This is a genomic window from Cupriavidus sp. PB-02 (assembly GCF_058252315.1).
The window spans coordinates 3,279,863-3,304,443 of the sequence record NZ_CM177694.1 but is presented as its reverse complement, the minus strand read 5'-3'; the positions used below and the strand labels follow the sequence as shown (position 1 = coordinate 3,304,443).

At 67.6% G+C, this 24,581-nt stretch carries 25 protein-coding genes; 7 read left to right on the top strand and 18 right to left on the bottom strand.

Annotated features, from left to right (window positions below; translation table 11 throughout):
* The first annotated feature begins 120 nt into the window (after positions 1 to 120).
* Positions 121 to 969 (top strand): tRNA cyclic N6-threonylcarbamoyladenosine(37) synthase TcdA, encoded by an 849-nt coding sequence (tcdA, locus tag AC10V3_RS15480; RefSeq protein ID WP_022536151.1) that lies wholly within the window; start codon positions 121 to 123, stop codon positions 967 to 969.
* A 29-nt stretch (positions 970 to 998) separates the two neighbouring features.
* Here tcdA and AC10V3_RS15475 read toward each other — a convergent pair whose 3' ends face one another.
* Complete coding sequence (locus tag AC10V3_RS15475; RefSeq protein WP_490922452.1) at positions 999 to 1,577, bottom strand: P-loop nucleotide/nucleoside kinase family protein; 579 nt, start codon at positions 1,575 to 1,577, stop codon at positions 999 to 1,001.
* A gap of 124 nt (positions 1,578 to 1,701) precedes the next feature.
* Here AC10V3_RS15475 and AC10V3_RS15470 point away from each other — a divergent pair, with 124 nt between their 5' ends.
* Positions 1,702 to 2,142, top strand: a complete 441-nt coding sequence (locus tag AC10V3_RS15470; RefSeq protein WP_490922451.1) for a bacteriohemerythrin — start codon at positions 1,702 to 1,704, stop codon at positions 2,140 to 2,142.
* Between the two features lie 12 nt (positions 2,143 to 2,154).
* On the opposite strand, the gene AC10V3_RS15465 is transcribed toward AC10V3_RS15470, so the two are convergent.
* Complete coding sequence (locus AC10V3_RS15465) at positions 2,155 to 2,532, bottom strand: cupin domain-containing protein (protein WP_022536148.1); 378 nt, start codon at positions 2,530 to 2,532, stop codon at positions 2,155 to 2,157.
* A 71-nt stretch (positions 2,533 to 2,603) separates the two neighbouring features.
* The gene (trxA, locus tag AC10V3_RS15460; RefSeq protein ID WP_022536147.1) at positions 2,604 to 3,452 is read right to left on the bottom strand and encodes a thioredoxin; all 849 of its coding nucleotides are present in this window, start codon (positions 3,450 to 3,452) and stop codon (positions 2,604 to 2,606) included.
* Between the two features lie 235 nt (positions 3,453 to 3,687).
* Here trxA and AC10V3_RS15455 point away from each other — a divergent pair, with 235 nt between their 5' ends.
* Positions 3,688 to 5,403 carry a long-chain fatty acid--CoA ligase gene (locus AC10V3_RS15455; protein ID WP_022536146.1) on the top strand — a complete coding sequence of 572 codons (1,716 nt, stop codon included), beginning with the start codon at positions 3,688 to 3,690 and terminating at the stop codon, positions 5,401 to 5,403.
* An 85-nt stretch (positions 5,404 to 5,488) separates the two neighbouring features.
* Here the strand turns inward: AC10V3_RS15455 and AC10V3_RS15450 are convergent, their stop codons facing one another.
* Both AC10V3_RS15450 and AC10V3_RS15445 read right to left on the bottom strand, forming a co-directional pair.
* Positions 5,489 to 6,292, bottom strand: a complete 804-nt coding sequence (locus AC10V3_RS15450) for an ankyrin repeat domain-containing protein (protein ID WP_022536145.1) — start codon at positions 6,290 to 6,292, stop codon at positions 5,489 to 5,491.
* A gap of 17 nt (positions 6,293 to 6,309) precedes the next feature.
* A complete protein-coding gene (locus AC10V3_RS15445; RefSeq protein ID WP_051369791.1) occupies positions 6,310 to 7,077 on the bottom strand; it encodes a gamma-glutamylcyclotransferase in 768 nt (255 codons plus the stop codon).
* Positions 7,078 to 7,332: 255 nt separating this feature from the next.
* Here AC10V3_RS15445 and AC10V3_RS15440 point away from each other — a divergent pair, with 255 nt between their 5' ends.
* On the top strand, positions 7,333 to 7,653 hold the full coding sequence (locus tag AC10V3_RS15440; protein WP_490922449.1) for a hypothetical protein: 321 nt from the start codon (positions 7,333 to 7,335) through the stop codon (positions 7,651 to 7,653).
* A 75-nt stretch (positions 7,654 to 7,728) separates the two neighbouring features.
* Here AC10V3_RS15440 and AC10V3_RS15435 read toward each other — a convergent pair whose 3' ends face one another.
* The 7 genes from AC10V3_RS15435 to AC10V3_RS15405 form a co-directional block, all read right to left on the bottom strand.
* Complete coding sequence (locus AC10V3_RS15435; protein WP_022536142.1) at positions 7,729 to 8,076, bottom strand: FKBP-type peptidyl-prolyl cis-trans isomerase; 348 nt, start codon at positions 8,074 to 8,076, stop codon at positions 7,729 to 7,731.
* Positions 8,077 to 8,139: 63 nt separating this feature from the next.
* Positions 8,140 to 8,688, bottom strand: a complete 549-nt coding sequence (locus AC10V3_RS15430; protein WP_022536141.1) for a YaeQ family protein — start codon at positions 8,686 to 8,688, stop codon at positions 8,140 to 8,142.
* 157 nt (positions 8,689 to 8,845) lie between these two features.
* Positions 8,846 to 9,154, bottom strand: coding sequence for a hypothetical protein (locus AC10V3_RS15425; RefSeq protein ID WP_022536140.1), 309 nt, complete (start codon positions 9,152 to 9,154; stop codon positions 8,846 to 8,848).
* Between the two features lie 112 nt (positions 9,155 to 9,266).
* Positions 9,267 to 9,857, bottom strand: a complete 591-nt coding sequence (locus tag AC10V3_RS15420; RefSeq protein WP_022536139.1) for a YceI family protein — start codon at positions 9,855 to 9,857, stop codon at positions 9,267 to 9,269.
* Between the two features lie 3 nt (positions 9,858 to 9,860).
* Positions 9,861 to 10,244, bottom strand: a complete 384-nt coding sequence (locus tag AC10V3_RS15415) for an MAPEG family protein (protein WP_022536138.1) — start codon at positions 10,242 to 10,244, stop codon at positions 9,861 to 9,863.
* A 61-nt stretch (positions 10,245 to 10,305) separates the two neighbouring features.
* Positions 10,306 to 10,539, bottom strand: coding sequence for an RNA-binding S4 domain-containing protein (locus tag AC10V3_RS15410; RefSeq protein ID WP_022536137.1), 234 nt, complete (start codon positions 10,537 to 10,539; stop codon positions 10,306 to 10,308).
* Positions 10,539 to 12,296, bottom strand: coding sequence for a glutamine--tRNA ligase/YqeY domain fusion protein (locus AC10V3_RS15405; RefSeq protein ID WP_022536136.1), 1,758 nt, complete (start codon positions 12,294 to 12,296; stop codon positions 10,539 to 10,541). Before AC10V3_RS15405 ends, AC10V3_RS15410 begins: the two co-directional genes overlap by 1 nt.
* A gap of 275 nt (positions 12,297 to 12,571) precedes the next feature.
* Between AC10V3_RS15405 and AC10V3_RS15400 the strand changes: the two genes are divergently transcribed.
* A complete protein-coding gene (locus AC10V3_RS15400; RefSeq protein WP_022536135.1) occupies positions 12,572 to 14,011 on the top strand; it encodes a CoA transferase in 1,440 nt (479 codons plus the stop codon).
* A 50-nt stretch (positions 14,012 to 14,061) separates the two neighbouring features.
* Here AC10V3_RS15400 and AC10V3_RS15395 read toward each other — a convergent pair whose 3' ends face one another.
* The 4 genes from AC10V3_RS15395 to AC10V3_RS15380 form a co-directional block, all read right to left on the bottom strand.
* Complete coding sequence (locus tag AC10V3_RS15395; RefSeq protein WP_022536134.1) at positions 14,062 to 14,679, bottom strand: pyridoxamine 5'-phosphate oxidase family protein; 618 nt, start codon at positions 14,677 to 14,679, stop codon at positions 14,062 to 14,064.
* A gap of 54 nt (positions 14,680 to 14,733) precedes the next feature.
* A complete protein-coding gene (locus AC10V3_RS15390; protein WP_022536133.1) occupies positions 14,734 to 15,594 on the bottom strand; it encodes a PhzF family phenazine biosynthesis protein in 861 nt (286 codons plus the stop codon).
* Between the two features lie 177 nt (positions 15,595 to 15,771).
* The gene (gene ggt / locus AC10V3_RS15385; protein ID WP_022536132.1) at positions 15,772 to 17,397 is read right to left on the bottom strand and encodes a gamma-glutamyltransferase; all 1,626 of its coding nucleotides are present in this window, start codon (positions 17,395 to 17,397) and stop codon (positions 15,772 to 15,774) included.
* A 78-nt stretch (positions 17,398 to 17,475) separates the two neighbouring features.
* Positions 17,476 to 18,453 (bottom strand): Bug family tripartite tricarboxylate transporter substrate binding protein, encoded by a 978-nt coding sequence (locus AC10V3_RS15380; RefSeq protein WP_022536131.1) that lies wholly within the window; start codon positions 18,451 to 18,453, stop codon positions 17,476 to 17,478.
* A 246-nt stretch (positions 18,454 to 18,699) separates the two neighbouring features.
* Here AC10V3_RS15380 and AC10V3_RS15375 point away from each other — a divergent pair, with 246 nt between their 5' ends.
* Both AC10V3_RS15375 and katG read left to right on the top strand, forming a co-directional pair.
* Positions 18,700 to 19,584, top strand: a complete 885-nt coding sequence (locus AC10V3_RS15375) for a LysR family transcriptional regulator (RefSeq protein ID WP_490922446.1) — start codon at positions 18,700 to 18,702, stop codon at positions 19,582 to 19,584.
* A gap of 316 nt (positions 19,585 to 19,900) precedes the next feature.
* A complete protein-coding gene (gene katG / locus AC10V3_RS15370; RefSeq protein ID WP_022536129.1) occupies positions 19,901 to 22,165 on the top strand; it encodes a catalase/peroxidase HPI in 2,265 nt (754 codons plus the stop codon).
* Positions 22,166 to 22,369: 204 nt separating this feature from the next.
* On the opposite strand, the gene AC10V3_RS15365 is transcribed toward katG, so the two are convergent.
* Together AC10V3_RS15365 and AC10V3_RS15360 are read right to left on the bottom strand one after the other, a co-directional pair.
* Positions 22,370 to 22,846, bottom strand: coding sequence for an aminoacyl-tRNA deacylase (locus tag AC10V3_RS15365; protein WP_041681553.1), 477 nt, complete (start codon positions 22,844 to 22,846; stop codon positions 22,370 to 22,372).
* Between the two features lie 231 nt (positions 22,847 to 23,077).
* Positions 23,078 to 24,580, bottom strand: a complete 1,503-nt coding sequence (locus AC10V3_RS15360) for a tripartite tricarboxylate transporter permease (protein ID WP_022536127.1) — start codon at positions 24,578 to 24,580, stop codon at positions 23,078 to 23,080.
* Position 24,581 lies beyond the last annotated feature (1 nt).

Below are 24,581 nucleotides of genomic sequence, written 5' to 3'. Positions count from 1 at the left end.
CGTCTTTGTCGGGGATTGGCTGACATCGCCGCCGGAGAATGCCGGATTTTTGCGCCGGATTTGTCGCGGCGGCGATGCCCGCGCGACGCGTCCGCGAGCCCCTTCGACCCGAATTCCAGCATGAACGATGCCGCACACGACCTCGCCGGCCTACCCGAGCCGCTGACCCACGAAAGCCCGGCCGATGACGACTACCACCGCCGCTTTGGCGGCGTGGCGCGGCTCTACGGCGCCGCCGGGCTGGCGCGGCTGGAGGCGGCCCATGTGTGCGTGGTCGGCATCGGCGGCGTCGGCAGCTGGGCCGCCGAGGCGCTGGCGCGCAACGCGGTCGGCCGCATCACGCTGATCGACCTGGACCATATCGCGCTGTCCAATACCAACCGCCAGATCCACGCGCTGGGCGACGCCTACGGGCGCGCCAAGGTCGAGGCCATGGCCGAGCGCATCGTCGCCATCAACCCGCGCTGCCGGGTGACACAGGTCGATGACTTCGTCACCCCCGACAACGTGCCCGAGTTGCTCGGCGCCGGCTATGACTACGTGATCGACGCCATCGACGCGGTGCGCGTCAAGACCGAGATGCTGGGCTGGGCGCGGCGCCAGGGCGTGGCGGTGATCACCTGCGGCGGCGCCGGCGGCCAGCTTGATCCCACCCGCGTGCGCATCGACGACCTGGCGCGCACGATCCAGGACCCGCTGCTGTCCAAGGTGCGCGCCAACCTGCGCAAGCAGTGGGGCTTTACCCGCGACCCGAAGAAGAAGTTCGGCATCGCCGCGGTGTATTCCGACGAGCCGCTGCAGTACCCCGAGCCGGAGCAGCAGGCGTGCGAGATCGACGAAGCGCCGCCGCCGGCCACCCATGGCCCGCAGGGGCTGGCCTGCGCGGGCTTCGGCTCGTCGGTGGCGGTGACGGCGGTGTTCGGCTTCGTGGCGGCGTCGGCCGTGATCGGGGAGATCGCGCGCGGCTGAAGGGCTCAGGCGCTCATTCAGGCGCTCATTCAGGCGCTCAGTGCGCGCAGCAGCCCGTCGACCTCGGCATCGCCCGGGGCGAGATTGTCGAAGACGATCAGTTCCGGGTATTCCTGCGCAGTCGGCATGAAGCGCCGCGTGCGGTAGGCCTCCCAGTGCTGCAGCTTGTAGGCATCGTTGGGATTGCCGCGCTTGATGATGCGCGCATGCGCCTCGTCTTCCGGCAGGTGGACCCATACGATGCGCACCATGGTGCCGTCGGGCACGTGCAGCCATTCCGGATCGTGCAGCAGATGGGCGCGGACCTCGCGCGACAGCGGGCCGATCACCAGCACGCTGATGCCCAGCATCAGGTTCTCGCGCGCGGTGTCGAGCAGCCCCTGGTATTCCGGGTCGCGCAGGTTGTCCAGGTAGGCCGGGCTGTCGCGGTCGTTCGGGTCGCCGGTGATGGCGCCCATGGCGGCGGCGCTGTAGCGACCGTACAGGGTGTCCTTGTCGAGCAGGCAGAACGGCTCGCCGGTGGCCTGCATCAGCGGGCCGATCAGACGGTGGGCGAGGGTGGTCTTGCCGGTGCCGGCATGGCCGCAGAAGAAGATCAGTCGTGGCATGGCATGTAGGAGTGGCGGGCGGGGCGCATAGCCCACAGCATACCCGCCCGGCTTGCGCGAGATCAGGCCCGGGCCGCGGCGATTGGGTATCCTTGCCGTTTTTCCTACGTTTGCAGCCGATCCCATGGACGCCAAAGACCAGCTTTCCTCCGCCGGCCTGCCGGACCACCTCCACCTGGGCGAGCCGGTTACCGATGCCACCCATGCCGAGTTCGTGCAGCTGCTGGCGGCCGTGGCCAGCGCCGACGACGCCGGCTTCCTGGCCGCAATGGACGAGTGGATCGACCATACCCGCCATCATTTCGCGCAGGAAGAACAGTGGATGGAAGCGATGGGCTTCGGCCCGCGCCATTGCCATGCGGGCGAGCACCAGCAGGTGCTGGCCGTGGCCGCCGCGGTGCGCGACAAGGTGCACACCGATGCCGAGTTCGGGCTGGGTCGGCGCCTGGTGGCCGAGCTGTCAGGCTGGTTCGACCATCACGTCAAGTCGATGGATGCGATGATGGTCGAACATATGCGCGAGAACGGCTTCACCCTGGTCGAGGGGCCGGCCACCCCGGCCTGAGCACGCCGGCGTTCAGAGCGGCCGCGCCGCGTCGCGGTCGATCACCACGAAATACTTGCGCACCGGCTCCAGCACCTGGAACAGCCCGGTAAAGCCGGCCGGGATCACGCAGGCGTCGCCCGGGCCGAACTCGCTGGCGTTGCCGGCCTCGTCGCTGATGCGGATGCGGCCGCTGATTACGTGGAAGAACTCTTCCTTGCCGGCCGGGAAGGCAATGCGCCACGCGCCCGGCTCGCACGCCCAGATGCCGCAATCGAAATCGCCATGCCGCGCGCTGTAGTGCGTCCAGGTGGTGCGGTCCGGGTTGCCAGACACCAGCCGGTCTTCGCGCGGGCGGTCGTGGGTCGGGGCGGGGTCGGTCTTGAAATCGATCAGGCGGGGAGCTGGCATGGCAGGGGCGTAAAAAAAACTGGCGGGTCTGAGCCCGCCAGTTTACCGCGCCAGGGACGTAGCCCTGCCGCTCAGTTCAGCGAAGTGCTGAGCTGGCGGCGCCAGCGCGATACCACCTCGGGCTGGTCGGCCAGCATCTCGAATACCGACAGCATGGTCTTGCGGCCGATATCGTCCTCATAGCCGCGGTCGGTGCGCACGATCGCCAGCAACTGCTCCAGCGCCGGCTCGTACTGCTGGCGCGCGATCAGCAGCCGCGCCAGGTCCAGCCGCGCCGCCAGGTCGCGCGGGTCGGCGGTGATGCGGCGCGTGAGGGTGGCCTGGTCGGGCAGGCCGGACACGTTTTCCATCGCTTCCATGCGCGTGCGCAGCGCGGCATAAGCGTCCAACTGCGCGGCGCGCGGCGGCAGCGCCTCGAACTGCGCCTTGGCCTCGTCGATCGCATTGCCATCCAGCAGGAAGGCGATATAGGCCAGCCGTGCCGTGTCGGCAGCTTCCGGGTCGAGCGCGATGGCTTCCGCGAATTTGGCCTCGGCGCCAGCGCGGTTGCCTTCGGCGGCCAGCTCCTGCGCCTCATACAGCGCCAGCTGGGCGGGTTTGGGCATCAGCCGGCCCAGGAATTCACGCAGGCCGGATTCCGGCAGCACGCCGATAAACTGGTCCACCGCCTGGCCTTCGGCGATCGCCACCACATGCGGGATGCTGCGCACGCCGAAGTGCGCGGCCAGGTCCTGGTTTTCGTCGACATTGACCTTGACCAGCTTCCACTGGCCGTCGGCCTCGGCTTCGAGCCGTTCCAGCATCGGGCCCAGCGTGCGGCACGGCCCGCACCAGGGCGCCCAGAAGTCGACCAGTACGGGCGCGTGGCGCGAGGCGTCGATCACTTCGGTTTCGAAATTCTGCAGGGTGACGTCGCTCATGGGGTATCCCGGTGAGGAAAAGGGGCAGGAGCGGCCCAGCAATGCGGGCCGCCCGGAAGAGGGCATTCGATACCCCTATTGTGGGGGCGAAGGCGCCGAATGCAACGCCCCGCCCCAATCACTCGCCGGGCGGGGTTCGGGAAAGTCTGCGGTTGAAAATAGAACGATCGTTCGGTTATAGTCCTTGGCCATACCGACAGACCCGGTCCCGAGACCGACGCACAGGAGACGTTTCATGCAGACCCCAGCCCGCCCGCATTTCCAGTTCTGGCCGAAGCGCCTGCCGACCGCCATCGTGCTGCCCGAGACGTCGCTCTGGTACAACCTGGAAGTGTCGGCGCACCGCTACGCCGACAAGGCGGCGATCCGCTACTTCGGCAACGCCATCACCTTCCGCGAGCTGGAGGCGCAGGCCACGGCGCTGGCGGGCTGGCTGCAGCAGAAGGCCGGCGTGAAGAAGGGCGACCGGGTGCTGCTGTACATGCAGAACTGCCCGCAGTTCATCGTCAGCTACTACGCCATCCTGCGTGCCGACGCGGTGGTGGTGCCGGTCAACCCGATGAACCGCGCCGAGGAATTCAAGCACTACGTCACCGACGCACAGGCGCGCGTGGCGATCTGCACGGCGGACCTTGCAGCAGGCGTCGAACAGGCCGTGTCCGAACTGGCGCCGGCCGAGCGCCTGCAGCACCTGCTGGTGACGCGGTACGCCGACGCGCTGCCGCCCACGCATGAGCATCCGGAAGACGCCCCGCCGGCCTGGCTGACCACGCCGCACCCGCTGCCCGCGGGCGCTACCGCGTGGACCGAGGCGCTTGGCGCCGGCCTGCTGCCCGGCCCGCACACCGCCAGGCCGGATGACATGGCGGTGATGCCCTACACCTCCGGCACCACCGGCTTCCCCAAGGGCTGCATCCATACGCATCGCTCGGTGATGCACAACATCGTCGGCGGCGCGACCTGGTCGGGCTCGGGCGCCGAGTCCGTGATCCTGTCGGTGCTGCCGCTGTTCCACGTCACCGGCATGCAGTACGGCATGAACGGTCCGATCTACAGCGGCGCCACCGTGGTGATGCTGCCGCGCTGGGACCGCGAAGTGGCCGGCCGCCTGATCTCGCGCTACCAGGTCACGCACTGGACCAATATCCCGACCATGGTGATCGATTTCCTGGCCAGCCCCAACCTGGCGCAGTTCGACCTGTCGAGCCTGCGCTATATCGGCGGCGGCGGCGCGGCCATGCCGCAAGCCGTTGCCGAGCGGCTGCGCGAGCAGTTCGGGCTCAGCTACCTGGAGGGCTACGGCCTGTCCGAGACCATGGCGCCGACGCACGGCAACCCGTCGGACCGGCCCAAGCTGCAATGCCTGGGCGTGCCGACCTTCAACACCGACGCGCGCGTGGTCGACCCGGTCACGCTCAAGGAACTGCCGCCCAACGAGACCGGCGAGATCATCGTCAGCGGCCCGCAGGTGTTCAAGGGCTACTGGGGCAAGGACGACGCCACGCGCGACGCCTTTATCGAGTTTGAGGGCAAGACCTTCTTCCGCACCGGCGACCTGGGCCGGATGGATGAAGAGGGCTATTACTTCATCACCGACCGCCTCAAGCGCATGATCAATGCGTCGGGCTTCAAGGTGTGGCCGGCCGAGGTGGAGAACCTGCTGTACAAGCACCCTGACGTGCAGGAGGCCTGCATCATCGGCACGCGCGACCCGTATCGCGGCGAGACCGTCAAGGCGGTGGTGGTGCTGCGCGCGCATGCAAAGGGCAAGACCACGCCGGAAGCGATCATTGAATGGGCCAAGGAGAATATGGCCGCGTACAAGTATCCGCGCGTGGTGGAGTTCGTGGAGGCGCTGCCGAAGTCGGGCACTGGCAAGGTGATGTGGCGGCATCTGCAGGAAAGCGAGAATGCGCGCAGTGCGGAGGGCGAGAAGCCGGCGGCGGCCTGAGGCCGTTGGCAAACCGCTTCCGACGGTTGCAGCAAAGACAAAGGCCGGTCAACCGGCCTTTGTCTTTCTGCGAACGCGCGCAGCCTCAATGCCCGCGCACCCGCATCAGCATCTTCACCATCGTCTTGTACCCCCGCTCCCGCGCATGGCGCGTCGGCGTCACGCCCTCGCGGTCAGCCAGGTTGGCATCCGCACCCGCATCCAGCAGCAACTGCACCGTCTCCTCATAACGCGCGCTGCCGTCGCCAAGCACCACCGCCTCCAGCAGCGCAGTCCAGCCCAGGTCGTTGACATGGTCCACCGCAACGCCAGCCTTCAGCAGCAGCTTCACCACCTCCACATGCCCGTGCTGGCTGGCGGCGATCAGCGCGGTGCCGTGGTAGCGGTCGGTGCTGGCAAGGTCGGCCCCATGCGCCAGCGCGAGCCGCACCATATCGGGCTGCCCGGTGGCGGCGGCCAGCAGGAAGGGACTGTTGGCGTCGGCGTCCTTGAGATTGACATCGGCGCCGGCCAGTGCCAGCATGCGCGCGACCTCGACATGCCGGTTCTGCACCGCCGCCAGCAGCGCGCTGCGCCCGCGTTCGTCAGCTGCGCGCGCCGTCGCACCCGCGGCCAGCAGGCGCGCCACCATGTCCTGGTCGCCGATCCCGGCGGCCGTGATCAGGTTGCGGTCCAGGGCGCTGATGCCGTCGCTGCGCACTGGCGCGCGCGCGGTGGTGTTGCGCGGCGCGCGCGCCGCGCCGGGCTGGCTGGCAGCGCCGCCGGCAGGGCGTGCCGCCAGGGTCTGGCCGCCCTGGGCCGCCAGCAGTCCACCGCCCACCAGCAAGCCCATCAGGCCCAGCAACTCGTTGAGTGCCTGTCTGCGGGTGCGGGCGGCGGGGCGCGTCATGGCGGCTGCTCCAGGGCTCAGACGGTTTCGCGTGACGTGGTGGGCAAGGGCGGCGGCGCAACGTCCTCGGCCTCGGCGCAGTCTGCGGGGTGCGTCGAGCGTTCCGCATCGGCGGCGTCGTCGGCCTGCAACTGGCGCCACAGCCGCCCGAGATAGGGATCGTCGACGCCGTTGGTGGCCAGGCCAAGCAGGGTTTGCTGCAGGTATTCGCGCGCCGGGCCGTACAGCCCGGCGGCGTGGCGCAGGCGTTCGACCACGTCGGCGTCCGGCAGCCGGCCGGCATAGGCCTCGTGCGCCCGGTTCATGACGAAGGCGAGGGCGCGCTGCTCGGGACCGTCGTCGGTGCGGATGCGCAGCCAGCGGGGATGGTAGGCGCCGGTCAGCATCTCGCGGCGCCACAGCACGCGGAACTCCTGCTCGACCACGTGGCTGGGGATGCGGAACACCATGCCGTGGCAGCAGCCGCCGCGGTCCAGACCGAGCACCAGCCCGGGGTTGTCCCAGGTGCCTCGATTGATGCGGGAGTAGAGATAGAAGCCGCGGTGATAGCCATGCACCGTCGCGCGCCGGCGGTCGGTGTGCACCACCATCGGGTTCCAGATCAGGGAGCCATAGCCGAATACCCAGACATCGCCGCCGAGAGCGGGATCGTCGGGCCGGCACGCCAGCGTGTTGCAGAGGGACTGCTCGAGCACGTCTTCGGGCAGCAGCGAGGACGCGACCGGCGTACTGCACAGCGAGGTGCGCAGCCGGTCGGATTCGAGGTCCTGTCGCGTGATGGCCATGGTGCAAGCATAAATCAAAGCCGCGCCACGGGCAGGTGGGGGAAATGACATAAGTGCCAGTTTTTCTCAGAATTACCTGAGCAACCGGCGCGGTGTGGGCGCCTGACAACGTTTGGCGCGGCGTGCCGCCTGTGACACGCGGGTGGGCGAGGGCTGGCGCACGCTTGTCCGCGATCAGGCCGCCGTGATTTGCTGGCCCGCGGGGCGGCCATGTCCTTACAATGGGAGCCTCAATCCGACCAGGGGGAACCTGCGATGGCGCGTACGCTTACGGTGGTGTTCGGCAGCGGCAAGGAATTTGACTTTACGATCGGCACGGACGAGCTGGCCGCGGTCGGCGAGGATGCCGCGTGGCGCTGGTTCGACCGGGAGTACACCGAGCTGGACTGCCAGGCGTCGAGCCCCGTCGGCAAGGTGCTGGTGATCGACAAGATCCTGAATGTCGCCAAGTTCTCGGGAGAAGCGCGCTTCTCCGGGGATCCTGCCTGGGCGCAGGACTATGCGCGCCATGCGGCGCGGCTGCTGGACCGTGACAAGGTCCGCGTCGATGTCGGCAACGCCGCCATCGGGTTCTGACGCGCAGAGGGCGCCTGATAGCGTAGGATTCGCTTCCTCGTCGTCCCCGCGCCAGCGGGGACGACAGCCAGGCTTTTAAACGGCCAGCAATTCCACTTCAAACAGCAGCGTCGCGTTCGGCGGGATCACGCCGCCGGCGCCGCGCGCACCGTAGCCCAGGTCGGCCGGGATCACCAGGCGGCGCACGCCGCCGACCTTCATGCCCTGCACGCCTTCGTCCCAGCCGCGGATCACATGGCCGGCGCCAAGCGGGAACACGAACGGGTCGTTGCGGTCCTTGCTCGAGTCGAACTTGCGGCCGGCCTGGCCGTTCTCGTACAGCCAGCCGGTGTAGTGCACGGTGACGTGATTGCCGGCGGTGGCTTCGGCGCCGGAGCCGACGGTGGTGTCTTCGTATTGCAGGCCAGAGGGCGTGGTTTGCATGGCGTATTTCCTTCCGATGGGAAAAGACGGGGTGGTTGGGTGAATGCAGCGCGGCGGCTGCGTTCAGGCTTGGGCGTGCTGGAGCACGTCAAGCCGCAGTTGCACGTTGTGGTCGTCGTCGGCGACCCAGATATCGCCGTCCTGGATCGTCACCGACAGGCGCATCGCGCGCTGCGCCAGCGCGGCCAGCGCTTCGACCGCTTCCGTCGGGACATTGTAGATGGTGACGTTGCGCAGCTTGCCGGCCTTGCCCGCCATGCCCTTCCACCATTCACGCGCGCTCGGGCCGTTGTAGGTGTAGACGTTCACGCGCTCGGCGCGGGCGGCGGCGCGCTTCAGGCGCGCTTCATCGGGCTGGCCCAGTTCGACCCAGTTGGCGATGTCGCCGGTCAGGCGCTTGTCCCACAGGTCGGGCTCGTCCGGCTCGTCCAGGCCGCGCGTGAAGGCCAGTGTTTCGGTGGCTTCGCAGGCGAAGGCCAGCAGGCGCACCATCATGCGCGCGTCGTTCTCGGACGGATGCTGGGCGATGGTCAGGCTGTGGCTGCCGTAGTAGGGCCGGTCCATGTCGGACACGGCCAGTTCGGCTTTGAAGATGGTGGATTTAAGCGCCATGAAGTGAAGTGAGCAGCAGGCGCCCCGGCGCGGGAGGGCGGCGCGGGAGACGCAAAAGGCCGCATCATACGCGATTCGATGGTGGGGCCGTGCGCATGGCGGCGCAGGGAACGTGGGCAAGGCGGCACAGCGGGCGTGCCGCCGCGCGCCGCACGTATCAGCGCTTGCGGTATTCCTTCAGGTAGAAGCGCAGCAGCGCCGACAGCAGCAGCGTGGCCAGGAAGGCAGCCGCCACCACCAGCGCTTGGCCGGCGGGGGTATCCATCTGGCCGGCCATGCCGAGGCGGAACAGCCAGGTGCCGACCATCATCACCAGGAACGGCATCAGCAGCGCGCCGCGGCCGTAGGTGCGCACCGCCCACAGCGGGAAACGCCGCAGGAAGTCACCAGGGATGCTGCAGGCCAGGCAGGCGCCGGCAGCCGCCAGCGCGGCAGCCACGATGTCGCCGGATGTGATCTCGAACATGTTCTCTGTCTCGCGTCGCCGCACACGCAGGCGCGCGTGGCAGGGAATTGGCAAAGCGCTGATTCTACAAGAGAAATTCGTGCCGAAGGTGACGCTTCTGGGAAGCTTCGGGTTATTGCGCAGGGCTGCCCGCCGGCGATGCCTCGACCGCCACTTGCAGCGTGATGGTGTCACCCACATCGGGCAGGAAGCGGGTCATGCCGAAGGCACTGCGCGGCACTTCGGCGCGGAAGTCGCCGCCGCAGACCTGACGGCTGACGCCGAACAGCGTGACCTCGCCGCAGCGGAAGCGCTCGGCCTGCAGCCGCAACGGCTGCGTCACCCCGTGCACGGTCAGTTCGCCCTCGACCGCAACCAGCCGGCCGCCCTCGACGATAAAGCGCTGCGCGCGCACCCGTGCCAGCGGATGCTGGGCGACATCGAAGAATTGTGCCGAGCGCAGCACGCCATCCAGCGTGCGGTTGCCGGTGTCGACCGAGGCCAGGTCAACGGTCACGTCGAACGCGCCGGCACCGCTGTCGGCGTCATAGACGATGCGCCCGTCGATCTTGCCGAAGCGCCCGCGTACCGAGCTGCGTTCGAAATGGCTGGCGGCGAAGTAGACGGTGGTGTGGGCCGGGTCGATGGTGTATTCGACCGGCGCGGCGTGTGCGCCCAGGGCCCAGGACATGGCGGCGACAAAGGCCAGTGTGCGTACGGCCATGGTTCAGTAGAAGAAGACCGGCAGCAGGAAGATCCCCACCACCGAAAGGTACCCGATGGTCCAGCACAGCGTGCGCAGCGTGGCGCGGTCGGCCAGGTAGCACACCGTGTAGAGGATGCGGGCGATGATGAAGACCACCGACAGTTCGTCGATGCGCGCCTGCGGCGCCTGCAGGTAGCTGGCGGCCAGGACGGCCACGGCAAAGAACGGGAACGCCTCGAAGTGGTTGCGGTGCGCCATGTCGGCGCGGCGCGCGCGGCCGGTCTGGCGGTCCAGCCAACCGCGCGGGTCATGGTTGTCAAAGCCAGGCGCGCTGGCCTTGGCGATGGCCACCGTCGCCAGCGGCAGCACGCCGGCCAGCAGTACGCACCAGAACGCGATCGGCATGGTCCCAGTCCTTTCGGTTGCTACGCCGGCGCGCCCGCAGTGGCCGGCCCGGCCCGCGCGGTCAGGCGGCGACCACGCGGATCTCGATGCCCGCCAGGCCCACCACCTGCCCGGCGCGAATCTTCGCAGTCTTGCGCGATTCTGGCGCGCCGTCCACCGACACTTCGCCCGCGGCGACCAGCGCCTTGCCGGCGCCGCCGCTGTCGCACACGCCCGCCAGCTTGAGCAGGTCATTGAGGGCGATGAACTCGCCCTCGAGCGGGAAGGTAATGGTCTGTATGCCTGATTTGGCCATCACTTGCCCCAGCTGTCCTTCAACCCGACGATGCGGTTGAAGACCGGCTTGCCCGGCTGCGAATCGTTGCGGTCGGCGACGAAGTAGCCGTGACGCTCGAACTGGAAGCGGTCTTCCGGCTGCGCCTCGCGCAGGCCCGGCTCCAGGTAGGCGGTGATCACCTTCTTGGAATCCGGGTTCAGTGCATCCAGGAAGTTCTTGCCACCGGCATCCGGATTCGGGTCGTTGAACAGGCGGTCGTAAAGGCGTACCTCGGCCTCATACCCATGCGCCGCGCTGACCCAGTGGATCACGCCCTTGACCTTGACGCTGTCGGCGCCCGGCGTGCCGCTCTTGGTATCGGGCAAGTAGTCGGCATGCACGGCAATGATGTTGCCGTCAGCGTCCTTGTCCACGCCGGTGCACTCGATGACGTAGCCGTATTTCAGGCGCACCTTGTTGCCCGGGAACAGGCGGAAATAGCCCTTGGGCGGATTCTCGTTGAAGTCCTCGCGCTCGATCCACAGCTCGCGCGACAGCGGGAACACGCGGCGGCCAAGTTCCGGCTTCTTCGGGTGCACCGGTGCCGAGCACTCTTCGCTCTGGCCTTCGGGGTAGTTGTCGATCACCAGGCGCAGCGGGTCCAGCACGGCCACGCCGCGCGCGGCACGGCCGTCGAGGTCGTCGCGCACCGCGCCTTCGAGCGTGCTCATGTCGATCCAGCTGTCGGCCTTGGCCACGCCGACGCGGTCGCAGAACAGCTGGATCGACTCAGGCGTGAAGCCGCGGCGGCGCACGCCGACCAGCGTAGGCATGCGGGGGTCGTCCCAGCCGTCTACGCGGTTTTCGTCGACCAGTTGCTTGAGCCTGCGCTTGCTGGTGATGGCGTAGGTCAGGTTCAGGCGCGCGAACTCGTACTGGTGCGGCAGCGGGTCATGGAACACGCCGCAGTCGCGCAGGTGCTCCAGTACCCAGTCGTATAGCGGGCGGTTGTTCTCGAACTCCAGCGTGCACAGCGAGTGCGTGATGTTCTCGATCGCGTCCGAGATGCAGTGGGTGAAGTCGTACATCGGGTAGATGCACCACTTGTCGCCCGTGCGGTGGTGATGCGCATGGCGGATGCGGTAGATCACCGGGTCGCGCATCACGATGTTGGGCGCGGTCATGTCGATCTTGGCGCGCAGCACGTGTTCGCCGTCGGCGTACTTGCCGGCGCGCATGTCGCGGAACAGTTGCAGGTTTTCTTCGACGCCGCGCTCGCGGTAGGGCGAGGGCTTGCCCGGCTCGGAGAAATTGCCGCGATTGGCGGCGATCTGCTCGGCGCTCTGGCTGTCGACGTAGGCGGCACCGCGTTCGATCAGCTTCTCGGCAAATGCATAGAGCTGGTCGAAGTAGTCGCTGGCGTAGTACAGGTGCGGGTGCTTTTCGCCGTCCTTGCCCTGGCTGTCCCAGGAAAAGCCCAGCCAGTGCACGGCGTCGATGATCGAATCGACGTATTCGGTGTCTTCCTTGACCGGGTTGGTGTCGTCAAAGCGCAGGTGGCAGCGGCCGCCGTAGTCGCGCGCCAGCCCGAAGTTCAGGCAGATGCTCTTGGCGTGGCCGATATGCAGGTAGCCGTTGGGCTCCGGCGGGAAGCGGGTAATCACGGTCGGCAGCGGTTCGCCGGCCTTGTCCTGGCGGCCGGCGTAGGTGCCGGCGGCGAGGTCCTGGTCGATGATGCTCCGCAGGAAGTTGGAGGCGGCGGGGGTGCTGTCGGTAGGCTTGTTGTCGTGGCTCATGGTGGCGCCGGTTGGCCGGCCGGAATGGTGTAACCGCAGAGGGTTTCCAAGGTTCGGCCGGGTCGTCAGATTGCGTGGCGGAATGCCAATACCGGGATTTTACCGTGCCGGCGGCGCCGCACGCCGCGAGCCGCCGCGGATTTCCGGACATATCCCGGGTTTGCGCTGCGCCGATACGTGCCGGTGCGACGAAAGTGATGCGTGGGAGTAGCATAAAGGCCCATGCCGGCTGGCCCCTGGCGGCCGGTTTCCGACCCATCGCTGCAGGAACGCTCATGACCACCCATCCTGATGCGGCATCCACGCCGCCCGAGCCCTCCGATGTTGTCGCCGCGCTGTGGCGCGACGCCGGCCTGCCGGCAGAGGCGCTGGCTCACCTGAACCTGGACGGCGCCGAGCCGGTGCTGCCCTCGAGCTTCGCCGTCGGCACCGCCGCACAGGCCAGCCTGGCCGCCTCCGCGCTGGCCGCGGCCGCGCTGTGGCACAGCCGCACCGGCCGCTGGCAGCAGGTCAGCGTCGACATGCGCCATGCCATCACCGAATTCCGCAGCGAGCGCTACCTGCGCGTCGACGGCGGGCCCGCGCCCGAACTGTGGGACAAGATCGCCGGCACCTACCGCTGTGGCGACGGCCGCTGGGTCCGGCTGCACACCAATTTCCCGCATCACCGCGACGGCGTGCTGCGGCTGCTGGGCTGCGCCAACGACAAGGCGGCGGTGCAGGCCGCGCTGGAGAAGTGGGAAGCGGAAGCCTTCGAGACCGCGGCGTCCGACGCCGGCATGGTGGTCGCCGCGATGCGCAGCTTCGACGAGTGGGACTGCCATGCGCAGGCTGCTGCATTGCGCGGGATGCCGCCGGTGACGCTGGAGCGCATCGGCGACGCGCCGCCGCAGCCACTGCCGGCGCCTGCGTCACCTGACGCGCAGCCGCTGTCGGGCGTGCGCGTGCTCGACTTCACCCGCATCATCGCCGGCCCGGTGGCGGGGCGCACCCTCGCCGCGCACGGCGCCGACGTGTTGCTGGTCACCGCCGCGCACCTGCCGTCGATCCCGCCGCTGGTGATCGACACCGGCCGCGGCAAGCGCAGCTGCCAGCTCGACCTGCGCGATCCCGACGACAAGCGCCTGCTGCACAAGCTGTTGCACGGTGCCGATGTCATGGTGCAGGGCTACCGCCCCGGCGCGCTGGCCGAGCTGGGCGCGGGGCCGGAAGCCGCGGCGCGGGCGCATCCGGGCATCGTTTATGTCTCATTGAGCGCGTATGGCCACGTGGGGCCGTGGGCGCACAAACGCGGCTTCGATTCGCTGGTGCAGACCGCGACCGGCTTCAACCATGCCGAAGCCGAGGTCGCCGGCAGCGATATGCCACGGCCGCTGCCGGCACAGGTGCTGGACCATGCCGCGGGCTACCTGCTGGCATTCGGCGCGATGGCGGCGCTGCACCGGCGCGCCATCGAGGGCGGAAGCTGGCATGTGCGCGTATCGCTGGCGCAGGTCGGGCAGTGGCTGCGCGGATTGGGGAGGGTGGCGGACGGCTTGAAGGCGCCCGAGCAGAAGATCGACGACATCGCCGACCTGCTCGAAGCGGTGCTTTCCGGTTTCGGCATGCTGACCACGGTGCGGCACGCGGCGCGGCTGTCGGAAACGCCGGCACGCTGGACGTTGCCGTCCGAGCCGCTCGGCACCCACGCGCCGGAGTGGCTCCCGCGCGCATAGGCGGAATCAGGCGCCCCGCGTGGACATGGCGCTTTGCGGTAAGGGGGGGGCTAGTAGAGGGTCGTGCGCTGCCGTTCGGGCAGGTCGCGGTCGTAGGCGGCGCCGTCGATGGCGTTCCCGCTCAGCGTGGCCAGGATCTCGCCGTTGCTCGGCAGCGTCCGGCGCGCGACCTGCGCATCGGCGGCCCACAGGCGCGAGCGGATCAGCGCGCGGGCGCACTGGAAGAACACCGACTGCACCGTCACCACCAGCACCGTGGTCGGCGTCTTGCCGTCGACCACGCAACGCGCGATCAGCGCGGGATCGACGCTGATCTGCGCGGTGCCGTTGACGCGGATGGTCTCGTTGACGCCCGGGATCACGAACAGCAGCCCCACGCGCGGATCGGCGACGATATTGCGCAGGCTGTCAATGCGGTTGTTGCCGCGCCGGTCCGGCAGCAGCAGCGTGCGCTCATCCAGCACCTGCACGAAGCCCGGCGCGTCGCCGCGCGGCGAGCATTCGGCCCATTGCTCGCCCACGGTCGACAGCAGGCAGAACGGGGCTGCCTCGATAAAGGCGCGGTAGTGCGGGTGCAGGTGGTCGACTTCCTTGGCCAGCGATGGGGCGGCGGGCTGCGCATAGAGCGCTTCCAGGTCGGCCAGGGTGGTGATGGCGTGCGAGGTCATGGCGGTTCGGGCGTTGGACATTGGGCGCAAGCCGTCAATGTAGCGCAGGTGCGCTTACAGGGTGACGGTACCGCGGCCGATCTCGATCACGCGGCCGCCGACGCGGATCGCGCCGTCCGCATTGACCGCCAGCCGCAGCCGGCAGGGGCGGTCCACGGCCTCGCCCTGGTCGATCGCGTAATCCGCCGGCAGTGCGTGGCCGGTGGCCAGCAGCCAGCCGCCGAGGTTGGCGCAGGCCGAGCCGGTGCCCGGATCCTCGGCCACGCCGCCGCCTTGCTTGGTGAAGAAGTAGCGCGACAGCACCCGGCCCGGTTGCTCCGGATCGAAGGCAAAGACATAGGCGGTCTTGCGGCCCAGGCTGCTCTGCGGCCAGATCTCCAGGCGCGAACTGTCCGGCCTGGCACGGCGCACGGCCTCGGTGCTGCGCACGGCGACCAGCAACTGGTCGGCGCCGGTGTCGACCCACATCGGCGACACCAGCAGGTCGCGTTCTTCCAGGCCGAGCAGGCTTGCCATTTCGGCGTCGGGCAGGCCGGCCGGTGCGGTCCTGGGCTGGCCGCTGTGCGGGGCGGTGAAGGTCCAGACATCCCCCTGCGCGGTGACCGGCACGACGCCTGCGAGGAATTCCAGCGTCAGTGCGTCGCCGGTGCCGGCCAGTTCGCGTACCACGTGCGCGGTGCCCAGCGTGGGATGGCCGGCGAAGCGCATCTCGTAGCCGGGGGTGAAGATGCGCACATGGGCGCTGGCGTTGTCGGACGGCAGGATGAAGGTGGTCTCCGACAGGTTGAACTGCAGCGCAAGCGCCTGCATGGTGGCATCGTCCAGGCCGCGCGCGTCCTCGAACACGCACAGGGGATTGCCGCCGAAGGTGGATTCGGCAAAGACGTTGAGCAGGCGGAAGGCGTAGGTGGTCATGGCGCAGAGGCTCCGGAGGCTTGTTGATCACAAGTGTACGGAGCCGGGGCGCCCACGCCATGCACAGTTGGTGCAATCGCGGGCGGGCCAGTTGTATCGGTCGACCGACGGGACAAAAACAAACGCCCGGGGTGTCCCGGGCGTCCTCGGTACTGCAGGCGCTTCAGTCAGGCTGGATCAGAATCCCACCGCCTGCCCATCACGCCGGCTGTCGCTGGCGGCGACGTAACCATGCTCGGCATCCTCCGACAGGCGCCAGATGAACTGCCCCGAGCCAAAATCCATATACGGATCATCCACCGACTTGAGCTGGTGCCCGCGCGCCTTCAGCCCCTCGACCGTCGCCGCGTCCATCGTGCTCTCCACGTCCAGCGTGAAGTCGCGGTTGACCTTCCAGCGCGGCGCGCAGCACGCGGCCTGCGGTTGCTGGTTGTAATCCAGCATGCGCACCACGGTCTGCAGGTGGCCCTGCGGCTGCATGTCGCCGCCCATCACGCCGAAGCTCATCACCGGCTGGCCGCCCTTGGTCAGGAAGGCCGGGATGATGGTGTGGAACGGGCGCTTGCCGCCGGCCACCACGTTGGCCGACTTGGGGTCCATCGAGAAGCCCACGCCGCGGTTCTGCAGGCTGATGCCGGTGCCCGGCACCACCACGCCCGAACCGAAGCCCATGTAGTTCGACTGGATGAACGAGATCATCATGCCATTCTCGTCGGCGGCGGTCAGGTAGATGGTGCCGCCCACCTTGGGCATGCCGAAGTTGAAATGCGTGGCGCGCTGCATGTCGATCAGCTTCGCGCGCGACTTCAGGTACGCGTCATCGAGCATTGCCTCCGGCGTGACCTCCATGCTGCGCGGATCGGCCACGTAGCGGTAGAGGTCGGCAAAGGCCAGCTTCATCGCCTCGATCTGCAGGTGCTGCGAATCGACCGAATCCACCGGGATTGACGCCATGTCGAACTGGTCGAGGATGCCCAGCGCGATCAGCGCGGCGATGCCCTGGCCGTTGGGCGGGATCTCGTGCAGTTCGTAGCCGCGGTAGGACTTGCTGATCGGCTTGACCCAGTCCGGGCGGTAGTTGCGCAGGTCGTCCAGCGTCATGGCGCCGCCGCATTGCTTGCTGAACGCCGCGATCTTCTCGGCGATCTCGCCTTCGTAGTAGGCTCGGCCGCGTGTTTCGCCGACCTTGCGCAGCGTCTCGGCGGCAGCCTTCATGGTGAACTTTTCGCCGACCAGTGGCGCGCGGCCGCTGGGCATGAAGGTCTCGGCATAGCCCGGCTGGTCCTTCAGCTCAGGCACCGCGGCAGCCCACTTGTGCGCCACCACCGGCGGCACGGCATAGCCGCGCTCGGCGATCTCGATCGCCGGCTCCATCAGGTCGGCGAACGGCAGCTTGCCAAAGCGCTCGTGCAGCGCGGCCCAGCCGGCGATCACGCCGGGCACGGTCACCGAATCCCAGCCGCGGATCGGGCGGTTGGCGAGGCCGTTGGCGTCGGTGCCGTACTTGTTCTTGAAATACTCCGGGTTCCACGCGGCCGGCGCCACGCCGGACGAGTTCAGGCCGTGCAGTTCCTTGCCGTCCCACAGGATGGCGAAGGCGTCGCTGCCCAGGCCGCAAGACACCGGCTCGACGATGGTGATCGCGGCCGCCGCGGCGATGGCGGCATCGACGGCATTGCCGCCCTTGAGCAGCATGCGCAGGCCGGCCTGCGCGGCCAGCGGGTGCGAGGTGGACACCACGTTGCGCGCAAACAGCGGGATGCGCACGGAGGGGTAGGGGTTGGTCCAGTTGAAGTTCTGCATGGCGTTGTCTGTCGTCTGAGGGGGCGGCCGGGTCGCTGCCGGACCCGGTGCGGTGGCAGCAGGAGTGGCCTCGGTGCCTTATTCTGCCGTGATCTTGCGATCCTTGATCAGCTTGCCCCAGCGGGCGCTGTCCTTCTTCACCATGGCGGCGAACTGCGCCGGCGTGCCGCCGACCGGTTCGGCGCCCAGCTTGCCCAGGCGTTCCTTCACCTCGGGCGACTGGATCGCCTTGTTGAACTCGGCGTTCAGGCGGATGACGATATCGGGCGGCAGGCCCTTGGGGCCATAGATGCCGAACCAGGTATCGGATTCGAAGCCGGGCAGGCCCGATTCGCTGGCGGTGGGAATCTCCGGCGCCAGCGGCGAGCGCTTGGCGCTGGTCACCGCCAGCGCCTTGAGCTTGCCGTCCTTCACATGCGGCAGGCCCGACACGATGCTGTCGAACAGCACCTGCACCTTGCCCGAGATCAGGTCGGGCACGGCCAGCGCGGTGCCGCGGTAGGGGATGTGGGTGATGAACACGCCGGCCTGCGCCTTGAACGCTTCGGCGGTCAGGTGCACCACGGTGCCGTTGCCACTGGAGGCGTAGTTCAGTTCGCCGGGATGCTTCTTGGCGTAGTCGACCAGCTCGCGCACGTTCTTCACCGGCAGGCTGTTCGGCACCACCAGTACGTTGGTGGCGATCGCCACCTGACCGACCGGCGTGAAATCAGTCTCGGTGTTGTAGGGCAGGCGGGTATTGATATACGGGCCGATCGAATGCGTGCTGGTGGTGGCGATCAGCAGCGTATAGCCGTCGGGCGCGGCCTTGGCGGCCATGTCGGAGCCGATCGCGCCGCCCGCCCCGGGCCGGTTGTCGACCACGATTTGCTGGCCCATGTTGGCGCCGACCTTCTGCGCGATCGCGCGCGCCAGCAAGTCGGTGGCACCGCTGGCCGGGAAGGGCACGATCAGGCGGATGGGCTTGCTGGGATAGTTGTCGGCCAGTGCGGGCGTGGCGGCCAGGCACAGGCCGGAGGCGAGGCCGATGCCGAGAAGGCGCAGCCAGGATTTCATTCTCATCTCCGGTGTCAGGCGAAAGGAAAAGCAGGAAGACCGTTGCGGGGCAGGCGGCTGTATTGCCATGGGCCGCCGCTTGTGGCGGCCGGCCCCGCTCGCCCGGGCCCAGATTCATGAGCCGGCCTTCATTATTCCGCGCCGCCGGTCACAAAGAAAGCTAATATTCCTTTCCGATGTCACAAGGAAAACTTAAGTGTCACACCCTTGTCGGCATCGTCATTCCTACCCTCCACGGGTGCGCTGATGAGCATTATCCGCTTCCTCCGAACCCTTGTCGCCGTGGCCGAGCACGGCTCCTTCGCTGCCGCCGCCGGCCAGGTGGCGCTGACCCAGGCCGCCGTCAGCCTGCAGATGCGTGCGCTCGAGAACGAGCTGCGCCGCGAACTGTTCGATCGCAACGGTCGCGTCGCAGTGCTGAATGCCGACGGCCGCGCGCTGCTGCCGCAGGCGCGCAAGCTGCTGGCGCTGTATGAAGAGATGCGCCTGCCACTGGCCTCGGCCGAGGCCATGGCCGGCGCCGTCGCGGTAGGCGCGGTGGTGTCGGTGATGGGCGGGCTGTCGCATGCGGTGGCACATATGAAGCGCACCTATCCGGCGCTGGACGTGCGCCTGGTCGGCGCCAAGTCGATCGAGCTGGCCGCGCAGGTAGAGGCGGGCGAGCTAGACGCCGCGATCCTGGTCGAGGGCACCGCGCGCGTGCCGGGCTCGCTGCGCTGGACGCCGCTGTACCAGGAGCCGCTGGTCGCCATCGCCGCGCGCGGCAGCCCCGGCCGAGATGCGCGAGAGGCACTCGCCGGCAATCCCTACCTGCGCTTTGACCGGACCCAACGCACCGGCGTGCTGATCGAGCGCGCATTGCGGCGCGCGCACCTGAAAGTCAATGAATTCCTGGAACTGAACGCGATCGAGGCGCTGGTCGAACTGGTGCGGCAGGAGGTGGGGGTGACCGTGGTGCCGCTGCTGCGCCGCGCCCGCTGGCGCGACGACGAGGCGCTGCGCGTGCTGCCGCTGCTGGTCAACGGCGAGCCGGTGATGCGTCACATCGGCATGCTGGAGCGGCGCGACCACGGGCGCGGGCAGGTGACCGCGGCGGTGCGGGCAGCTTGCAGCGAGCTGTTCGGCGCCTAGTACGCGTTGCGTCCACGCCATAACCAGGGTCTATCGGGAGGATAGTCAGAAACGCATTCTCCTGGCGTCCACCTGTGCATATATTTGGGTTGCGGACAGCCGCTGACGCGGCCGCATTGCCATGGGCGCCCGACCTGCCGCGTCGGGGCGTGCCCACGCGCGTCCGCGCACCGGCAGTAATAAGCCGGCATGCTTTTGAAGGAGATTCCCGGCGCTGATCCGCAAGATCCGCCGGAGCGGGGATCGCCGAAACACCAGCGAACCCCCGCGCCATCGCTGCAGGCGTGTTCAGTACGTCCCCACAAGGAGAGAACGCATGTCTAACGAAGCAAAGTGCCCCTTCACTCATACCGCCGGCGGCGGTACCACGAATCGCGACTGGTGGCCAAAGCAACTGCGCCTGGACCTGCTCAGCCAGCATTCCAGCAAGTCCAACCCGCTGGGCGCGGACTTCAACTATGCGGAAGCCTTCAAGAGCCTCGACCTGGCGGCGGTGAAGAAGGACTTGGCGGCGCTGATGACTGAATCGCAGGACTGGTGGCCGGCGGACTTCGGCCACTACGGTCCGCTGCTCATCCGCATGGCCTGGCACAGTGCCGGCACGTACCGCATCGGCGATGGCCGCGGCGGCGGCGGGCGCGGCCAGCAGCGTTTCGCGCCGATCAACAGTTGGCCGGACAACGCCAGCCTGGACAAGGCTCGCCGCCTGCTATGGCCGATCAAGCAAAAGTACGGTCAGAAGATCTCCTGGGCCGACCTGATGATCCTGAGCGGCAACGTCGCGCTCGAGACCATGGGCTTCAAGACCTTCGGCTTCGGCGGTGGCCGCGAAGACACCTGGGAGCCGGACCTGGATGTGTACTGGGGCAATGAAAAGACCTGGCTGGGCGGTGACTTTCGCTACGGCAAGGGTGCCGCCGGCAAGTACGACGATGAGGGCGTGATTGTCGCCGACGAGGAATTGCATGGCGCCGAGGCCAGCCGCACCGACCCCGGCCGCAACCTGGAGAGCCCGCTGGCCGCCGTGCAGATGGGCCTGATCTATGTGAACCCGGAAGGCCCGGAAGGCAACCCGGACCCGCTCGCCGCGGCGCACGACATCCGCGAAACCTTCGCGCGCATGGCCATGGACGACGAGGAGACCGTCGCGCTGATTGCCGGTGGGCATGCCTTCGGCAAGACGCATGGTGCCGGTCCCGCGGACAACATCGGGGCCGAGCCCGAGGGCGCCGACCTTGAACTCCAGGGCTTGGGATGGTCAAGCACCTATGGCTCCGGCAAGGGCGCCGACGCCATTACCAGCGGCCTGGAGGTGACCTGGAGCAATACGCCGACGAAGTGGGGCAATAGCTACTTCGAGAACCTGTTCGGCCACGAATGGGAGCTGACCAAGAGTCCCGCCGGTGCCAACCAGTGGGTGGCCAAGGATGGCGGCGAAACCATCCCGCACGCTTACGATCCGTCGAAGAAGCTGCGGCCAACGATGCTGACCACGGATCTGTCGCTGCGTTTCGACCCGGCTTACGAGAAGATCTCCCGGCGCTTCCTGGCGCATCCTGACCAGCTCGCCGATGCCTTCGCCCGCGCCTGGTTCAAGCTGACCCACCGCGACATGGGCCCGCGTGCCCGTTACCTCGGCCCGGAAGTCCCGCAAGAAGAACTGATCTGGCAGGATCCCATCCCGGCGGTCGACCATCCGCTGGTCAACGAGCAGGACGTCGCCGCGCTCAAGCAGAAGATCCTGGCGTCGGGGCTGCCGGTCTCGCAACTGGTGCAGACTGCCTGGGCCTCGGCATCCACCTTCCGCGGTTCGGACAAGCGTGGTGGTGCCAATGGCGCGCGCATCCGCCTGGCGCCGCAGAAGGACTGGGCCGCCAACGAACCCGAGCAGTTGGCCAAGGTGCTGAAGGTGCTCGAAGGGATCCAGGCTGAGTTCAACGGCGCGCAGTCCGGCGGCAAGAAGATTTCGCTGGCGGACCTGATCGTGCTGGCCGGTGGAGCCGGGATCGAGCAGGCGGCGCAGAAGGCCGGCAATCGCGTGACCGTGCCATTCACGCCGGGCCGCATGGATGCCTCGCAGGAACAGACCGACGTGCAGTCGGTCGGCGCGCTCGAGCCGAAGGCGGACGGCTTCCGCAACTTCCTCAAGCAGGAGTACGGTATCCCTGCGGAGGCGCTGCTGATCGACAAGGCGCAATTGCTGACCCTGACCGCGCCCGAGATGACGGTGCTGATCGGCGGGCTGCGCGTGCTGAACGTCCATACCGGGCAAGATGCGCATGGCGTCTTCACCGACCGGCCGGAAACGCTGACCAACGACTTCTTCCGCAACCTGCTCGACATGAGCACCGAATGGAAGCCGGTGTCCCCGGAAGCCCGGGACGTGTTCGAAGGGCGTGACCGCAAGACCGGTGCGAAGAAGTGGACCGGCACCCGCGTCGACCTGGTGTTCGGCTCGCATGCCCAGTTGCGGGCGCTTTGCGAGGTCTACGCAAGCGAGGACGCGCAGGAGAAACTCGTCCGGGACTTCGTCGCGGCCTGGGTCAAGGTGATGAACCTCGACCGGTTCGACGTCGCTTAAGCGGTCGCCTGGTCCCGTCAGGGCTGTTATTCCCCTGACGGGGCCTGGTCCGCGAGGGGAAAGAAGATTTTTCGCCGGTCAGCGTGACCGGTGGCGGCAGCTTTTTGCCATCCGCGCGTGAGTGCCTGGTGAAGCGATCGCCCACGCAAAAGACAAGCGGCCGGCAAGCGCCGGCCGCGTGGCCTGTCAGGGCATGAACTTGTCCTACATCATCCGGTGCGCGAAATGCCCGCGCCGCGCGTCGGCCATCAGTTCGAGGAACTGATCGGTGCTCATGTGCACCAGTTCCTGGTGGTCGCCCGCTTCAAAGTAGACGTCGGGATGCGTCAGCAGGCTGTCGTCGAGCCAGGTCTGCGTGCCGTACGCCATGCCGACCGGCGGGATCGCGCCGTGGTCGCAATCGCTGAACACTTCGCGCACGCCATCCTCGTGCGCCAGCGACAGCTTTCGGCCCGTCTGCTCGCAGATCTCCGACAGTTTCAGGTGGTGGGTGGAAGGAATTACGGCTGCGACGTAGCCGCTGCCGTCTTCCAGCAGGACCGTCTTGGCCATTCTGTCTCCGGGAATGTTCGCAGCCTGCGCAGTGGCCATGCTGCTGCTGGGGCTGTAGGGGTGGCGAACGGTGTCGAACTGGGTCTGCTTGTTGCTCAGGCATCTCGCCAGCGTGGTAGCCATGGTCATGATCTCAACCTCCGACGCGCTCATCGCGACAGTTGTCCACGTGTCAGTAATATAGGTCGTCGCGGACCGGGCGGCGGTCGCGCAGGGCCAACCTCAACCTAGCGGATTCTTGTTGTGTCGCAACGCCAGGACAACAGCAGTGTGCGGTTGGCGCTTTTTGTTCCTGAACGGTCACGTAAAAAAAGGGCACCTCGCGGTGCCCTTAGTCTTGCGTTCGGCGTATTTCCCTGCTTACTCTTCCTGGAACGCTTCTTCGCGCTTGGCCTTGATCGCCGGCATCGCCACGATCAGCACCAGCACTGCGGCGGCGATCAGCAGACCCAGCGACAGCGGACGGGTCACGAACACGCTGAAGTCACCACGCGACAGCAGCAGCGAGCGGCGGAAGTTCTCTTCCATCATCGGCCCCAGCACGAAGCCAAGCAGCAGCGGAGCGGGTTCGCACTTGAGCTTGATGAACAGGTAGCCCACCACGCCGAAAGCAGCGGTCTGGAACACGTCGAAGGTGGTGTTCTGGACCGAGTACACGCCGATGCAGCAGAACGTCAGGATGGCCGGGTACAGGTAGCGGTAGGGCACCTTCAGCAGTTTCACCCAGATGCCGATCAGCGGCAGGTTCAGGATGATCAGCATCAGGTTGCCGATCCACATCGAGGCGATCAGGCCCCAGAACAGCGCCGGGTTGCTGGTCATCACCTGCGGGCCGGGCTGGATGTTGTGGATGGTCATGGCACCCACCATCAGCGCCATCACCGCGTTGGGCGGAATGCCCAGCGTCAGCAGCGGGATGAACGACGTTTGCGAGGCAGCGTTGTTGGCCGATTCCGGACCCGCCACGCCTTCGATCGCGCCCTTGCCGAATTCCTGCGGGTACTTGGAGGTCTTCTTCTCCAGCGAGTACGCCGCGAACGAGGCCAGCGATGCGCCGCCGCCAGGCAGGATGCCCAGTGCGGAGCCCAGCAAGGTGCCGCGCAGCACCGCGGGGATCATGCGCTTGAAGTCTTCCTTGGTCGGGAACAGGTTGGTGATGTGGTCAGTGAAGGTCTCGCGGTGCTCCTTCTGCTCCAGGTTGGCGATGATTTCAGCAAAGCCGAAGATACCCATTGCCACCGAGACGAAGTTCAGGCCGTCAGTCAGTTCCGGCACGTCGAACGAGAAGCGCGCGGCGCCCGAGTTCACGTCGGTACCGACCAGGCCCAGCAGCAGGCCCAGCACGATCATGGCGATGGCCTTGACCAGCGAACCCGAAGCCAGCACCACGGCGCCGATCAGGCCCAGCACCATCAGCGAGAAGTATTCGGCGGGGCCGAACTTGAACGCCAGTTCGGACAGCGGCGCGGCAAAGGCGGCCAGGATCATGGTGGCGACGCAGCCGGCGAAGAACGAGCCCAGGCCCGCTGTCGCCAGCGCCACCCCCGCTCGCCCTCGTCTTGCCATCTGGTAGCCGTCGATGGTTGTCACCACCGAGGACGATTCACCGGGCAGGTTCACCAGGATGGCGGTGGTCGAGCCGCCGTACTGGGCGCCGTAGTAGATACCGGCCAGCATGATCAGCGCGGCCACCGGCGGCAGCGTGTAGGTCACCGGCAGCAGCATGGCGATGGTGGCCAGCGGCCCCAGGCCCGGCAGCACGCCGATCAGGGTACCCAGCACGCAGCCCAGGAAGGCGTACGCGAGGTTCTGGAAGGTCAGGGCGGTGGAAAAGCCCAGACCCAGGTTGGTTAGAAGTTCCATG